At 40.5% G+C, this 16138-nt stretch carries 15 protein-coding genes; 7 read left to right on the forward strand and 8 right to left on the reverse strand.

All coding sequences use genetic code 11. From position 1 onward, the window contains the following. Positions 1-6 precede the first annotated feature (6 nt). Positions 7-1044 carry an ABC transporter substrate-binding protein gene (locus tag J2Z69_RS06135; protein ID WP_209860095.1) on the reverse strand — a complete coding sequence of 346 codons (1038 nt, stop codon included), beginning with the start codon at positions 1042-1044 and terminating at the stop codon, positions 7-9. A gap of 357 nt (positions 1045-1401) precedes the next feature. Here J2Z69_RS06135 and J2Z69_RS06140 point away from each other — a divergent pair, with 357 nt between their 5' ends. Continuing rightward, positions 1402-2277, forward strand: coding sequence for a pentapeptide repeat-containing protein (locus tag J2Z69_RS06140; protein ID WP_209860097.1), 876 nt, complete (start codon positions 1402-1404; stop codon positions 2275-2277). Between the two features lie 259 nt (positions 2278-2536). Beyond that, entirely contained in the window at positions 2537-2881 is a 345-nt protein-coding gene (locus J2Z69_RS06145) for a hypothetical protein (RefSeq protein ID WP_209860099.1), read from the forward strand. Between the two features lie 125 nt (positions 2882-3006). Here the strand turns inward: J2Z69_RS06145 and J2Z69_RS06150 are convergent, their stop codons facing one another. Continuing rightward, the gene (locus tag J2Z69_RS06150; RefSeq protein ID WP_209860547.1) at positions 3007-3768 is read right to left on the reverse strand and encodes an SDR family oxidoreductase; all 762 of its coding nucleotides are present in this window, start codon (positions 3766-3768) and stop codon (positions 3007-3009) included. A gap of 183 nt (positions 3769-3951) precedes the next feature. On the opposite strand from J2Z69_RS06150, the gene J2Z69_RS06155 reads away from it, so the two are divergent. Continuing rightward, positions 3952-4545, forward strand: coding sequence for a TetR/AcrR family transcriptional regulator (locus tag J2Z69_RS06155; protein ID WP_209860100.1), 594 nt, complete (start codon positions 3952-3954; stop codon positions 4543-4545). An 89-nt stretch (positions 4546-4634) separates the two neighbouring features. Here J2Z69_RS06155 and J2Z69_RS06160 read toward each other — a convergent pair whose 3' ends face one another. Together J2Z69_RS06160 and J2Z69_RS06165 are read right to left on the reverse strand one after the other, a co-directional pair. Continuing rightward, complete coding sequence (locus J2Z69_RS06160) at positions 4635-6086, reverse strand: family 43 glycosylhydrolase (RefSeq protein WP_209860101.1); 1452 nt, start codon at positions 6084-6086, stop codon at positions 4635-4637. Positions 6087-6530: 444 nt separating this feature from the next. Continuing rightward, a complete protein-coding gene (locus J2Z69_RS06165) occupies positions 6531-7412 on the reverse strand; it encodes a TetR/AcrR family transcriptional regulator (RefSeq protein WP_209860102.1) in 882 nt (293 codons plus the stop codon). Positions 7413-7571: 159 nt separating this feature from the next. Between J2Z69_RS06165 and J2Z69_RS06170 the strand changes: the two genes are divergently transcribed. Continuing rightward, a complete protein-coding gene (locus tag J2Z69_RS06170) occupies positions 7572-9071 on the forward strand; it encodes an MDR family MFS transporter (RefSeq protein WP_209860103.1) in 1500 nt (499 codons plus the stop codon). 181 nt (positions 9072-9252) lie between these two features. Continuing rightward, positions 9253-9399: a lmo0937 family membrane protein gene (locus J2Z69_RS06175; RefSeq protein ID WP_209860104.1), complete on the forward strand. Its 147-nt coding sequence runs from the start codon at positions 9253-9255 to the stop codon at positions 9397-9399. A gap of 23 nt (positions 9400-9422) precedes the next feature. Here J2Z69_RS06175 and J2Z69_RS06180 read toward each other — a convergent pair whose 3' ends face one another. Beyond that, entirely contained in the window at positions 9423-9659 is a 237-nt protein-coding gene (locus J2Z69_RS06180) for a DUF896 domain-containing protein (protein WP_209860106.1), read from the reverse strand. A gap of 211 nt (positions 9660-9870) precedes the next feature. Between J2Z69_RS06180 and J2Z69_RS06185 the strand changes: the two genes are divergently transcribed. Further along, the gene (locus J2Z69_RS06185; protein ID WP_209860550.1) at positions 9871-10917 is read left to right on the forward strand and encodes an LLM class flavin-dependent oxidoreductase; all 1047 of its coding nucleotides are present in this window, start codon (positions 9871-9873) and stop codon (positions 10915-10917) included. 96 nt (positions 10918-11013) lie between these two features. Here J2Z69_RS06185 and J2Z69_RS06190 read toward each other — a convergent pair whose 3' ends face one another. Beyond that, a complete protein-coding gene (locus tag J2Z69_RS06190) occupies positions 11014-11442 on the reverse strand; it encodes a PH domain-containing protein (protein ID WP_209860108.1) in 429 nt (142 codons plus the stop codon). A gap of 187 nt (positions 11443-11629) precedes the next feature. Here J2Z69_RS06190 and J2Z69_RS06195 point away from each other — a divergent pair, with 187 nt between their 5' ends. Further along, positions 11630-12319 (forward strand): hypothetical protein, encoded by a 690-nt coding sequence (locus tag J2Z69_RS06195; RefSeq protein ID WP_245338967.1) that lies wholly within the window; start codon positions 11630-11632, stop codon positions 12317-12319. A gap of 211 nt (positions 12320-12530) precedes the next feature. On the opposite strand, the gene J2Z69_RS06200 is transcribed toward J2Z69_RS06195, so the two are convergent. Both J2Z69_RS06200 and J2Z69_RS19405 read right to left on the reverse strand, forming a co-directional pair. Further along, the gene (locus tag J2Z69_RS06200) at positions 12531-14147 is read right to left on the reverse strand and encodes an MDR family MFS transporter (RefSeq protein ID WP_209860110.1); all 1617 of its coding nucleotides are present in this window, start codon (positions 14145-14147) and stop codon (positions 12531-12533) included. A 163-nt stretch (positions 14148-14310) separates the two neighbouring features. Continuing rightward, positions 14311-16089: a sensor histidine kinase gene (locus tag J2Z69_RS19405; protein ID WP_209860112.1), complete on the reverse strand. Its 1779-nt coding sequence runs from the start codon at positions 16087-16089 to the stop codon at positions 14311-14313. Between the last annotated feature and the right edge of the window lie 49 nt (positions 16090-16138).

Genomic DNA, 16138 nt, shown 5'->3' on the forward strand with positions numbered 1-16138 from the left:
GCTTCATTACTTACTATAGGGATTGAACTCATTATCGAATAAAATCTTGCCATCTAATTGACCCTTTTTTAACGTTCCTTCCTTTACCAACCAATCTACCCAAGTCGAAAATTCCTTGGTAGCAATAACGCCTCCCTTGCCGGCAATACCCGTACTCTTCCAAAATTTCACTGCTGAAGTATCTTCTTTTCGCCCACGCTGATGAATAATCTTCTCAAACCGGGCGACAACCTCCGCCCTTGGTGTGGAACGAGCCCATTCAATGGCTTTCGCTGTAGCTTCAACAAATTTGCGGGTAGCCTTAGGATTCTCTTTGATGAATCTATTGGTTAGTACATAGGTTCCAGCACTAAACGTGCCAAATAAATCTTTGTCGGTAAATAAGGGGTGAATGCCTCCTCGTTCTAAAGCTTTATCCCGCAATATGCTACCTAAAGTAGCCACATCAATCTGCTTTGCACGCAGTGTCTGTTCAGAAGTAACGGGAGGAACAACGACTAGGGTCACTTGTTCAATCTCCTTTGGAGTGAGACCCTGTCTATGCAAATACTCCTTAATTACAAATTCATGATGTGCACCTAGCGTATTGACTGCAATTTTCTTGCCTATTAAGTCTTTAGCGGTCTTAATGGGACTTCCATCTAGTACGCAATAGCCACTCCATGTGTTTTCATCCACCCCATAATAAGAAATCACGGGTGTAATTGGTGCATGAGCGGCAAGGAGCTTGATAACAGCCCCGTTAAAGGCACCACCAAAATCAATATCTCCAGTCACCACGGATTGAATATCCTGCGGGCCACTAATGGTATTTCCAATGTATTTAAGTTTGAGCGGAGCAAGATACCCAAGATCTTCGGCTAGTTCCGTGAAATTGACGGATCCTACCGCTCCCTGATATCGGAGTTCACTAACTTCCAACCCGTTTTTCCCTTGATTTTTGGAGGCCAAGGTCTTACTCTCCCCGCATCCAGTCAACAAGAGAGACATCGTAAGGGACAGTGCAACGGCAGCTCCTGTGAACTTGTCGACTCTAGCCTTCATAACGTTCCCCCCAAATTAATTTCGTAATGAACAGCTAACACAAAATAGACACATTCATCTCAAGATGAACAGTGCCTCCGGTGGTCCGGTCGATTTAATTACATAATACTTATCGACTTACTATGATTTAGATGTGATATTACTCCGTTCTTTACTAGTCGTCAATAGCAATTATAAAAAAAGCAGAAAATAGTGCTTTGGTAACTATAGACATGCAACCATTCTACTATTAGATTCGTTGCTCGATTGAATTATGATTCTGGCAAAAACAACTATAAATGAAAAAGTATCCTGATCATCTGCAGAGTTCATTTATAATGTTACATATATGTGTGCTATGACGAAGGAGTTATGAATATGGTGCCTCAAACTCAACATTCACCCCACAATGAAGAATACTTATATCGACATCATTTAAAAGCAGACTGTAGTCAATGCTTTGGATTATGCTGCACCGCTCTTGCCTTCACCGCTTCGACAGACTTTGCTATGACCAAATGTGCCGGACAGGCTTGTCATCATTTGAACGCTACATTTCAATGCGATATACATACTCATCTAAGAGAAATTGGCTTCCGAGGTTGCACCGTGTATGACTGTTTTGGAGCAGGTCAATATGTATCTCGGCACACATTTCAAGGGAGAGACTGGCGGCAGTTCCCTGAATTAGCCTCGGAGATGTTTGCTGTATTTCCCGTCATGACTCAGCTTCATGAATTGCTCTCGTATCTTCAAGAAGCTATATGCTATTCCGCAGCGACCCCGGTTCATCCCGACCTAGAGCATTTTTGCAGTGTAATTAATCAGATCATCCAGCAACCGTACTCAGATCTCCTTTTAGTGAATATTCCTGAGTTACGAGATAGTATTCGACCTTTATTAAGATTTACCAGTGAAAAAGTGAGAGCCGAAGGTAGAACATTACACGACGGTTCTCTTCCTTTAGCAGCAACTAAAGAAGCCGATACTAGGGAGGACTGGATTGGAGCCAGTCTGGCCGGCGCAGATTTGAGATATATGGACTTACGTGGAGCCTATCTTATTGCTGCGAATCTCCGGCAAGCAGATCTGAGATGGGCAGATTTTCTTGGCGCCGATCTTCGAGATGCAGATTTTAGCGATGCAGATCTCACCCATTGTATATTTTTGACTCAAACTCAGCTTCAAGCTTCCAAAGGTAATCTTCACACCCTTATTCCACCCGCACTCCTTCGACCTCAGCACTGGCTCTAATCTTTTGAGTCATTGACTGATTCGCAGAATCTATTGAATGGATTTTATGTATAATAAATGTATAAAATTAGTAATTTTAGCTTATGAAATTAGGAGGTATTACCCCTTTATAATTATTTTTTGGTATATATATTATTTTTTGATTTTAATGGTATATTTATGTAGGGAGCTGAATAACGAAGCAATGCTGGCCAGCGTTCGAGCAGAAATGACATCCAAGTCCCCCCTAATTCATGTTAGCGAGAGGATGAATTTATTTATGAAAAAGAGAACATTGTCTATTTTTATGCTGGTGCTTCTAATCTTCACGGTAATCCCTTTTGCTGGTGCTTCTGCTGCACAGACGAGTGTTCAAGTAACGGGTCAAGGCAATCTGTATTTCTCCGGCTATTTGACAGGTGGCGGCGCTTATTACGGACCGGAAGGAACATTTACTGTAACCAATTCAAGTGGTGCTGTCGTGTTCTCCAAAGTTCGTGCATCCAATACCTCACCTGCTTATTTCTCCTTTACTGTTCCTAACCTTCCTTATGACACATATACTATAGTGGGACACGGAGATACGCCGAATACTTCCGTAACATTCACGCAGTCTTCTTTCTAATCTCCTAATTTTAATTCTAATGTCATATTTTAATAGAAACGGCTTGTGAATCCATTCTTTTCTTTAGAATGGAATTCGCAAGCCGTTTTTCGATAATTTTTTAAAGTTAGAAATGGATCCGCTTATTAATAAGCTGTCCAACCCGCATCGGCGGTTACGACTGCACCATTGACGAAGCTAGATTCATCCGAGGCTAAGAAGAGGGCAACTTTAGCAATCTCTTCGGGTTCACCAGCGCGAGGATTCAAACCCATGCCTGCCATAGCTTTTTCCATCCCAAATGGATTGGGTGCATTAATCGTAGTCCCAATATTGGTACTGACACCACCCGGTGCAATCGCATTACAGCGAATGCCTGAAGTTGCATATTGGAAACCCACATTTTTTGTGAATCCAACTACCGCATGTTTGGAGGCTGTATAGGCTGCTCCTGCGCGGGATCCATACAGACCGCCTGCCGAAGCAATATTTACAATGACTCCACTCTTTTTATCCAAAAATATTGAAAGTGCCTTCCGAGTTGTTCTCATTGGACCAGTGGTATTAATAGCAAATATGCGCTCCCACAGCTCGTCCGTTACATCACCCGCGGGAACAAAGTTATCCATAATTCCGGCATTGTTGATTAAGATATCGAGCGTACCAAATTGTTCTACTGTAGTATCTATTAGATGCTGCACATCTTCTTCTTTTGCCACATTAGCCGCCACCGCTAAGGCTGTTCCGCCTTTGGCTTCAATGTCAGCAACAACAGTTTGTGCAGCTTCAACTCGAAGGTCCGAGACAACTACTTTTGCTCCTTCAACTGCGAACAATTCCGCAATCGCTTTTCCCATACCTGATGCCGCTCCGGTAATTACTGCTACTTTTCCAGAAAGTCTCAAGATGAACGCCTCCAATAATATAATCATAAATATTTAACAGTTGTTGATTAATAAACATCTGTAATCTTATTATAATAAGTGTACATCATGCCTTACAATCATTAGATTAAGCCTATTTGTTCTCTAACGTACAAGTTCCTAGATAATGTTCAATAAATCAATTCATATATTAAAGGATGTAGAATCATGAGCGAACAAGAGAAGAAAAAAGATCGGCGAATTGCACGCAGTACACAGGCATTAAAAAAAGCTCTGCTGGATCTTATGGCAAAGAAAAGCTTCAAGACCATCTCCATAACTGAAATTGTGGAGCTTGCAGATTATAACCGAGGTACCTTTTATACTCATTATGAGAGTAAAGAAGCCCTACTAGATGACATCATCTCAGAATTAATTCAAGATTTACTTCGATCATTCCGAGCCCCTTATGAGAAAATAGATGTGTTTCGAGTTCATGAATTACCTGCAAATTCGGTGATGATTTTTGACCATGTGTATCAGCATGCCTTAGTGTACAAAATTATATTAAAGAGCGATGTTCTTTCCAATGTTCGAGAAAAAATGTTCATTGCCCTCAAAGATATATCCATGCATGACTTGGAATACCCCGACCATGATATCAATCAGGAACTCCTTGCCACCTATTCCATTCACGCTTTGTTAGGTCTCGTATTTTACTGGATTGAAAGCGATTTTCATCATTCTCCCCTGTATATGCAAGAACAGCTGATGAAGATTGTGAAATGGAGACCTACTACGGCTACAACGGTGAAGAAGTAGGCTTAACCATAACAAAGAAACACACGCTTTAAGAATGTGTTTCTTTGCTTTTTATCAAATATCAAATTATGAAAGTAGCACAGAATAGCTTATTCGTTAACAAGTAACCATTTCGTTGTGTTGGAAGAGTTAGAAGGCGGTTGAAGTGACAAATTGGCTCCATATGGATACGAAGTCATGACATAACCGGAGCTTCGCTGAACAATTTTTGAATACCCTCCTCCTGCGTTCTCCAATTTCCACTGAACGTCGGGGCCACTGACTGATGAATCTACTAAGTCCAGTTTGTTGGTTGTGGCAAGGTTGCTATGCAGAATTCTCCCTGTTCGCTTATGCTTTAAGATGAAATAGGTTTCGTCTACAGCAATTTTCTCCCATACGGATTCCACACTTTTAATATCGCTCATATAACTGTATTCTTCAGGGTAACTGATACTTAAATAAGTAGGATCTGGACCAAAATCCTTTTTAAAAGCTAGTCCCGTTCCTCCATTTTGATTCACTTTCGTAATTAGACCTAAGGACGTATCGACCGTTAGCTTAGGGAACCAATCAAGCTTAAGACTTGTATCGCTGACGAACTGAATCTTATGCCATACATATTTACCATTGTTAAAAGGTTCTCCAAAAGCACCTGCATGACGGTCGGTCATATATAGGTAATCCGTTCCGCTCGTTCCGATTACAGGGAGAATGTAATTGCCCTGCCCTTCGTAAGTCGAAGGGCTGCCTATGCTCAATAAAGCAGACCATCCTGTAGATAATGAGCTAGAGTAAGCGTATTTCGCCTGATTATAATTCCAACCCGTAGCACCCGAGGTGAGTAGATAATAATACCCGTTTCTTTTGATAAGAGCTGGAGCCTCTCTATACTGACCGCTGAACAAAGACGCTTGTAAAGATTGGATAGATTTGTAGTCCGGAGCCAGTCGATAGAGATTTAGATTGGCGTTACCATTGGATGAGGAGATGAAGTAGGCTACCCCATTGTCATCCACGAACGCAGTACAGTCACGAGATTCATATGATATACCTCCGACTTGAGGACGGGCATGCCCTAAAAAGGTATAGTCCCCGTCTATCGTAGAGCTCTCTGCAACAGCGGACTCAGCCAACGAATAGTCTGCACCGTTCTCATAATGCATCCACATTATATATTTTCCAGTTGCTGCATTATAGATAACTTTGGGGCGTTCTATTTTGCTAGAAATAAGATCAGGATGTGAATTTTGAGTGATTAAGGAATGAACGAAAGTCCAATTTTTCAGGTCGGAGGATTTGTACATGTTGATTTGTTTGAACGTCTTGCCTGGATCATCATTACGCTCTACACCATACCAGTAATAATACTCTCCAACTTTCAGAGCTCCTCCTGCATGAGCCTGAATCGGATTACCCGCGGTGTCTCTCCACTGATTAGCATTTACGATATCTTGTCCGCCAGCCATTGCATCTGGAGTAAAACCGTAGCTACTTCCAATAATTAAAAGAATCAGCAAACTCAACCACCACAATTTCATAGACTTAAGCGCATAGTTCATCCAATATCCTCCAATTTTTTAAAATTGCATAAAGCCATACTATTCCAAGCTTAATTGTTGAATATAGTATGCAGAATTAATGGAGGTAGATCAATTCAAATGTTCTATAAGAGGAATCCAGTATTTTTAGTATTTATCTCTTGTCCCCCTTTGAGCAATACTCTGCTTGGTTAAAAAGTTCACAAGAAAAAGACCCACATATACGCGGGTCTTTTTTGAGATTATTTTATGTACTGGATATTAATAGCTATCTCATTCATAGGACAGTTATTCTAATATAAATATTCATTTAATTGATAAAAATATTCTCTAACCAATATTCAGAAGATGAATTATTATATTCGTCATATTTCCTATGTCTTTGGACTTACTTATTTTTATAATAGATATTCAATTCATTAAAAATAGACCTGCTTTTGGCAGGTCTTTCGCAGTTATAAAAAGTTAATGAGCCGGAAGGAATCGCTCTAAATGGTGAACCATTCTTTTGAGATCATGTTCTTCAGCAAGAAAATGAAGCATGGCATGAAGCAAAACCCTTTGCGGTTGCTCTTGTTCCATTTCCTTTTGGACAATGACCACAGCTTCTAATAATTCTGATTTTCGATAATTCGTTACGGTCAACTCTTGAATGGTGGAGTTCATAGCTTCGAATATCGCAAGTTTTTGATCCGCAATACAGATGGATTCTCCCGCTAAAGTACAGTGTACATAATTTGACATGATATCATTTTGAATAATAGGCTTACTATTCTTTTGCAGCAAACCTGTCACCACGTCTTCCACGCGGTCCACAATAAACTCCGCTACCTCTCTAATGTTCAGTAATCTGTTCTCCATAATGAGTAGAAATAAATAACTATGAAAAATACCGCTGTAAATCATGACCAAATCCCAAATATGAGGGTCGATCTCATGACCAAATCTTCGTATCAAGTTTTCTCTGCTCGTCTGTAGGATGTTAGCTCTCAGGCGAGAGGAATATGAAGAAATTTTGCTATCCGTTACATTAAGTTCAATCAGTTCTTTCATGATGAATTTATTGGTAATGAAAAATTGGAATTCGTATTCAATGACTTCAATTAAAATATCTCTTGGAGCTTTATGTTCTTGTGCAGAAATTCGTCCGATACCTTCTAAAAGACCTTTTTCCTTCATTAGATGGATTTCAATGAACAAATCTGTTTTGGATGAAAAAAATTTATAAAATGAACCCTTAGCAATACTGCAATCGTTCACAATATCCTGAATAGAAGTTTCAAGATATCCTTTATCTGAAAAATAACGCTCAGCGGATTCCATAATGGTCTGCTTGACAATGCTCAATATAAATCCTCTTCTCAAATTAAATTGACAATACACAAAAATACAGTTATAAACTTAGTAATGACTTATCAGTTTTTCAAGAAAACCTTAAGTCAAATATATAGAGATAAGGCTGGCTAGTCAAGCCAGATCCATGGATAAGAGAGGAAGATTGTGATTATGTCAACCGCGCAACAAACGCTTCCAAGCACGGCATCACCGGAGGAATTCTCCATGAAAAAGATCATTGCCCCACTTCTAGCTGTAATTATCGGGATGATTATGGTTATCCTGGACAGTACGGTAGTCAACGTAGCTGTTCCTAATCTGCAAGAGTACTTCCATGCTTCACTGAACGTCATCCAATGGACGATTACAGGATATACCCTCGCCCTTGCTGCTGTTATTCCACTTGCTGGATGGATGACTGATAAATTTGGCGCTAAGCGTATTTTTCTTATTACCATTGCTTTGTTTACTTTAGGTTCAGTCTTATGCGCCTTTGCGAAGACGCCTGAACAACTCATCATATACCGAATTATTCAAGGTGTTGGAGGAGGTATGGTATCTCCTATCGGAATGGCCATGATCTTCAAACTAGCTCCCCCTGAAAAAAGAGGTGCAGTTATGGGGATGCTAGGTATTCCTATGCTGCTTGCACCGGCTGCCGGCCCTATTCTATCTGGTTGGTTAATTGGTGTAGCTTCGTGGCATTGGATCTTCATTATCAACTTACCCATTGGTATTGCTGCTTTGCTGGTAGGTATCAAGTATTTGCCTAATATTGAAAGACACAAAGTACCTAGTTTAGATATTTTAGGTATGATTCTCGCCCCTATTGCATTCTCCATGCTAGCTTATGGTGTAAGTGAAGGCGCAACAGATTGGGGTTCTACCAAGACATTAACCGGACTTATTGTAGGTGGTGTGGCATTAATTCTCTTCATTATTGTTGAGCTGAAGCAACAGCAGCCTTTGCTTGAACTCCGAGTATTCAAGTCTTCTGACTTTACACGAGGTGTCATTCTCTCTTGGGTAACTCAAATTGCGATGTTTGGTGCCATTCTTATGGTTCCACTATATCTGCAAGGTGTGCTTGGCAAAACAGCTTTAGAGAGTGGAATTCTGTCTCTTCCGATGGCTTTAGGATCTGTAGTTTTCATGCCGATTGGCGGGTTTTTATTCGATAAAGTTGGCGCACGTCCACTTGTATTTGTTGGAATGATTATTATATCAATCGCATTATTCATGTTATCGGGTATTAGTATGGATACATCACTAACTAGCATCATGATTTCGTTAGGTATGATTGGATCTGGTATGGGTCTATCGATGATGGCGCTGAATACACATGTACTCAATTCTGCGCCACGTCGATTAGTTAGTCGTGTAACGCCACTCACCACGGCAGCGCAGCAAGTCGTATCTTCATTTGCTATTGCAGGTCTAACAGGATACCTTACTTCTCAGTCTAATCACTACCTTGCAGAAGCTGGTGCTAAAACGAACCCACTCATCAGTGTGACTCATGCCTTTGGCGATACGTTCTATATTACCGCTTGGCTTGCTGTAGCAGGGATTTTAATTAGCCTCATTCTTCGTAAACCCAAAGTAAAACCTGGGGATGAGTTAGAGGAAGGTTCCGAACAACCGAATGCTGCCATGATGATGGGACATTAAATTAAACATTACTACAAAGGAATCGGTGAATACCGATTCCTTTTTTTTTCTTTTAACTCCTTCTATGTTTCGATCTGTCTAAAAATGATTAATGTATTTAAAGAGTTAGCCAAACATAAGAATAAACAATTCGAAGATTTGGAACACTGAATTATACTACAACAAACAAGGAGTGAATATTATGATTTGGACTGTCTTTCTTATACTTATGATACTTTGGATTTTAGGGTTTTCGTTTCATATCGCAGGTGGATTAATACATATCTTGCTCGTGATCGCAGTAATTTGGTTGATCTTCTCCCTTATTACAGGACGGAATCGAAGATAACCGGACTACACAAAAAAACTCCCTTACTCTGGGAGTTTTTTTTGTGCTTGTTCTTTCTCAAAACGAACTTTATCGGGAGTAATATCATTTCCAAGTGGATCAATGACGGTTAGCCCCGAAAATGTGTGAAGCACCTGTCCTCGAATCTCACACAAATAATCCTCACGCAACACTTGTTGTTCCACTTTTTCTGCGTTAGTGAGTCCTTCCTCCCGTTGCTTTTTAGCGAGTTCATTAATTCGCTGTAGACTTTTTATCATAGAAATCCCTCTCTTTTTAATAAAATAAATTAGATCATGAATGAAGTAAATGCAGAAATCAAACTCTAATATAACCGATTGAATCTAACTTCAATCTTTGTTTGTAAGTTCACCTTTTCATTAGCTACTTACTAAAGTTGAGAAACCATATAAAAATGAGTACACTATACATAGTATAACATTTTAATGGAGGCGAATCACTATGGCACCTATGGAGCTTGGAATAAGTACATTTTTAGAGACTACACCGGATTTAAAGACGGGCCTTGTCATGAGTCACGCGGAGCGACTTCGCAATGCTGTAGAAGAAATTGTAGTAGCGGATCAAGTGGGGCTTGATGTATATGGCATAGGTGAACATCATCGTATTGATTACGCAGGTACAGCTCCTGCGGTGATATTAGCTGCTGCAGCAAGTGTTACGAAGCGAATACGTCTAACTAGCGCTGTAACAGTATTATCCTCTGATGATCCCGTTCGAGTATATCAGTCGTTCTCGACCCTAGATGGCCTATCGAATGGACGGGCGGAGATTATGGCAGGGAGAGGCTCTTTTACAGAATCCTTCCCTTTATTTGGGTACAGCTTAGAAGACTATGATGAACTGTTCGAAGAGAATTTAGAACTATTATTAGCCATAAGAGCTTCCGAAAAAGTGACCTGGCGTGGGGGACATCGGCCAGCAATACACAACTTGGGGGTGTACCCTCGTTCTATTCAAAGCCCTCTACCCGTATGGATCGCAAGCGGGGGGAATCCGGAATCTGCTATCCGCGCAGGTGTCTTAGGTCTTCCGATTGCTTTTGCCATTATTGGCGGGATGCCTGAGAACTTCGCTCCTTTAGTTGAGCTTTACAAACAGGCGGCTATCCAAGCTGGACATGACCCTAAAACCTTACAGATCGCCACACACTCTCATGGTTTTGTTGGAGACACCAACGATCAGGCTGCAGAAGCTTTCTTCGCACCTACTCAAGCTCAAATGAATGTCATCGGACGTGAACGGGGCTGGGGTCAGCATTACAGCCGGGCTACATTTGATGCGGCTCGAAGTCTGAAAGGTGCTTTATATGTAGGCGATCCAGAATACGTAGCGGAGAAGATCATTCTTCTTCGTAAAAATCTAGGCGTGAATCGATTCTTCTTACATGTCAACGTAGGGACCATGCCCCATCAAGAGGTACTCCATGCTATTGAACTCTTTGGTACAAAAGTCGCTCCTATTGTGCATAGAGAAATCGCCCGCATGGATGGCTAAGACGCTTAATATAGCAAAGCAGGTCGTTGTTAACGACCTGCTTTAATCATGGACAATATTTATTTCCCCGAATAAAAACTGAGTATACCTTCGTTCTTACCCATTAATACGCTGATGATTTTGATGAGCCAATGTTAGAAAAGCTATATACAGCGATTGAACATTGAATTTTTTGCCGAATTCGAACTTGTAACTGGCTACCTGCACATTATTCGATTTATAAAATGGAGACGTTATATAGTGTAAAGTAATTTCAGAATCATCAAATCCAGTTCCTCCGGTCTCCATTGTCACTTCATAAATAGAGTCTAATGCAATTGAGGCGACTCTAGTCTTTCTTCCCGTTACACCTTGATGGTCAATGAGTACAATCCTATGATCTGTAAATAAAAAAGAATCTCTAATCAGCTTAAATCCCGATCGAATTTTTTCATTTGGCATTAGATACATACCATATTGTTGAGTAAGCTCTTCCGCTGATACCTCTGAATAATTGTTGAACAAACCGCCTAGTAGACTCGCCAATATTAACCTCTCCTTTACTAACTTTCATGCAGTTATATTAGATGAATTAGAAGAAAATAACAACTCAAATTCATACCTAAAATTATACTTACTAATCTCCTTACATTTTTTGAACAAATGAATTCCCAAAGCTACCCCGACGCCATACATTGTATGAAGATAACAATGTGAATAAGGTGGTTATGTCTTGAACAAACATGTTTTCAAATCAACGCGTGTTTCTACACATAAAATTCGACGTCATAGTCCGAATTCTACAAAAAATGTTTTTCTGAATGTCCCTTCTGCTTCATCAGCCACAACCTTTAACCCAAATTCCGAAATAACTGCCAGTGTATTACAAAAGATAGCCATCGCCCTTCTTCCCTTTTACCGCGCGATCGCTTTTAATCGTCGATTTGCCCAACAGTGGAGTGAGGCGGTAGTCTCCGCTAATCTGGATCAATTACGGCTGCTGTTAGCGTCCGTGGCACCCTTTGCATCCAGGCAGGGGCTCGGCACCAATGGAATTGGCTATTTCATCTCTTTAGAAGTAGGGACTTTTGGAGATAGTTATACGAATGGGGTTACGATTCCACCGGGCTCAGTCCAATTTTATTTCCCTGCCCGCATTCATCGTTTAGTAGCCAGAGACGTCCTCCCCCTCTACACTACACTAGCAGTGAACCAAGAATATGCACGAGCACTTGCACGAGCGATACGCCAACATAATCAGAGACTAGTTCACAACTTAATTCGAAGTCGTGTCCGTACTAGAGCACTGCAATCCGTGACGATTGAAGAGGGTGGGTTTGCTCTACAATTCAAGTATCCCTCAAGTAAGTATGTATTCCGTAATCTTCTCACGAGCGACCAGTTCGCTTTCTTAGAAAAGTAAAAAGACCTGCCATATAGGAGGTCTACTTCAACGTTAAGAGATGTTCACTAGCTACAGTAGATACCAAGCAGGTGTAATGTTCTAATTACTCTTATATTTTCCTTTAAAAAGTAAATTAGCTTCTTTGTTAGCGACGTATAGACGGAACACATTTCTTATGAAATCAAAAAAAGTCGGTGCTTTTAGCACCGACTTTGCTTATCTGTAGAAATTAGCTCATAGTGGCTGGTTGTATTTCTTGCTCCCTAGTTGCATCCTTTGATGCTGCGGCATTGGAAGTTCGCAGTGGGATCTCCTTCAAGAAGAACACCAAGACTAGCGCGATGACTAAGACTAGCGTTCCGGTCAAGAACACGGTGGACAAGGTGTCTCCAAGGGCCCCGCGAATGTTATCGATCATTTGTGTGAATAACCCTTGAGCTTCTGGTGGCAACGATGCCTGCGTCTGCTCAAGTAAGGGTTTGTTCATCAGATTCGTAGGATTAGCAAACGATAACATTTTCTTAGCGGTAGCAGGATCTAATGTACTAAGATTCGGTGCATTCGAATATTGCATAGCATCCTTCAAATTCACTACAAGTCTGTTAGACATTACAGTACCCATAACAGCAATACCGATGGTACCTCCCAAGTTTCGGAACAACTGCGAAGAAGCGGTAGCCACGCCCAGTTCTTTGTGGGATACGGCATTTTGCGTAGCCAAGGAAAATACAGGCATCCCTAAGCCTAGACCAATTCCGAATACACACATGGCTAGAACAGCCATCCATACTTTCGTCATAATAATCATAATGGCCATACCTAAGATCATAATCGGTACGCCAATCAAGGCAAAACGTTTATATTTACCCGTCTTAGAGATGAGCTGTCCAGCAAGAGCGCTTGTAATCACCATAAATATAGACATCGGCATAGTTACATACCCCGCATAGGTGGCGGATATAGCCAATACCCCTTGAACGAAGAAGGACAGATAGATCATTGCCCCTAACATGCCGAAGTTCATCAGGAATCCGATAATATTGGAGATTGTAACTACACTATTTTTGAACAAATGTAAGGGAAGAACAGGATTCTCTGCTTTTCTCTCTACCAGTATAAATAGAATTCCTGAAACAATGGTTCCAGCGAACAAATTGAGAATCATTGTGGATCCCCAAGCATGTTTTGGACCGGCCATGGAGAAAGCTAATAATAAAGGTACAATCGTCGTCGTGAGTAAAAATGAGCCCAAGTAGTCAATATGCACGCCTGCTTTGCGTTCCACTTTTGGGAAAAGAATAAGAATCATGATGAACGCAACAATCCCAAGTGGTAAGAAGATCCAGAATAACCAATGCCAGTCCATGTGATCGATCAGATATCCTCCAAGTGTTGGACCAATAACACTCGAGAATCCGAAGACAGCTGTTAACAAGCCCATCCACTTACTTCGTTCACGTGGAGCGAATAAATCTCCTACGGACATAAAGGCAGTGGACTGTACAATCCCCGCGCCAATCCCTTGAATTCCTCGATAAATAATAAACTGCACTACATTTGTTGAAGTTCCCGTTAAAAAAGCTCCAATAATAAATAGCAATATTCCGATTAATATGAACGGTTTACGACCGAACATATCCGAAAGCTTACCTACAAGAATCGTAGCAATTGTAGACGTCAAAAGATAGATATTAATCGTCCAAGTATAGTAGTCCATGCCATCTAGTATGGAGATAATTCTAGGCATAGCTGTACTTGTGATCGTCTGATTGATAGCCGCGAAGAACATGGCTGCCATAATTGCGATCATAATTGAAACCTTGCGTTGCGGTGTTAAATGCTCCATGTTTCGTTTATTTCTCCTTATCCGAATTTAATTATATAATATTATATTTATATAGTTTAAATATTAAATTGTCAAATCAATTTATAATAAAAAATCCTCTTCTTCTTAGAAGACGAGGATCAAAAAAAATTATTTTAGTTCATCTTAAGCTACCGCCTATGTTTTAAGCGATACCAAGGAGAATCTCCTTTTGTGATAAAGGAATGTCGATTTGGAACGAGGTCAACTCTTCGTGGCTTTCCACCTGAATGTGACCGTTATATTCTTCAATAATTTTTTTGACAATAGAAAGACCTAGACCACTGTTCTTCGTACGAGGCTTGGTCGTAAATCCTTGTTCGAATATGCGTTCACAAAGCTCGTTAGAGATGGGATCACCATTGTTCATCACTCGTAAAGTAAGCGTCCTCTGCTCTACCTTAGCTGTAATGGATACGGTACGTTCACCTTTATCGCATTCTTGTACAGCGTAGAATGCATTGTCAAGCAAATTCCCAGCGATTCGAACGAGATCTGTAATTTTCATCATCTCAAGGTTTAACTGCTCGAATCCCTTGAAATCATAATTAAAATGAATATCTCTTTCTAGTGCTTGGGCAGCTTTAGCTTGAATTAAACCATTAAATGCAGGTATGGGGATATCAATGATCTCCTTTAACACGCCACTAACTTGAGATAGCGTATGAAGATAAGACTCCATCTCATCATATTTTTTGATACGGGCAAGTCCAGAAAGGGCGAAAATATGATTGATAAAATCATGCCGATATTCTTTTACCGTTGTATATAAGCTATCGATATTTTGGACATACATCGTCTGGACATCATCGACGACTTTCCCTTGATTCTTAATATACCTACCTACAGCTATAATCATCAGCCCACCCAAGATTAATATAATTAGAGCAACGATGGAAATCCTGATCTCCTTATGTAGCAAATCTGAAGAAAGTTTGTCCATATCCGAAGTCACAATAATTAACATTCGATTAAAACCCTTGTTCACATTATCCTGTAAAGTAATAGGGGAATACGTTCTAAGTACAGACTTCCCATGAATGACCATCACTTGATGCACTTTTTTCATTGTCATAAAAGCTTCTTTAGCTAGTGAGAGATCTTGTGGCGAGGTATAGTTATATGTTCCGTACAGAAGCTTACGCTCCGAATGCCATTCGGGATTGGATTTGATCGGCGCCGTCCATTCCCCTTGCAAAATCTTATCATTGAGAATACCAATCTCCAGCACAATGGGATTGGTTTTCATTTGCTCTGCTATATTGAACTGAACACCCGCTGTCTGGTGAAAACGATTAATAATATTTTCCGAAATATAAGGATCAATCAAATAGTCAGTTGTTCCATCATTGTAATATCCCCATTTGCTAACTTTGGTGGGATCTGCGCTGGATGTATCAAAGGGACCTGCCCAAAAATGAGGTAGATTTTCCCCAAAATTAGGGATAGGTGTAGCCTCATGCTTCTCCATCAGTTCTTTGAAGACTATATTCCACTTACCTTTACCCCAAGTCTCTGTAGTCAAGCCAATTTCTTTCTGATCACTGGACTTCGCACCCACAAAATTATTTTCTTTTTTCAAATATTTGAATAAGGTGAGATCTTCTATGCCCAGTTGGTCGCGAACCTTAGCAAGTTGTTCATTCGTGACATCTTCTAGCTTAGGAGGTAGCATGTTCTGCGCTGCAATAGCAGCTAACTGAAGTTTTTCAGATAATGCCTCCTCGAAGAGAATCTCTCCCTTTTGTGTGATTTCTAGTGAGGATTTTACGTTAGATGTCATAATGTCGATGGTTTGCTTTTGCCCATCAAGCAGAGCATTTTTCATGGTGTAATAATAAATTGTGTTCAGAAACACCAAAAGAAGACCCATAACAAGTATATAGACAATCATGAGTCTTCTAAATCCTACTCTCGTAATCACGTGCTCTCTCCTCATCTCAGTTGATCTGTCTCGGTTTCAGCGAATATGC

It is taken from the genome of Paenibacillus shirakamiensis (genome assembly GCF_017874255.1).
GTDB classification, from domain to species: Bacteria; Bacillota; Bacilli; order Paenibacillales; family Paenibacillaceae; genus Fontibacillus; species Fontibacillus shirakamiensis.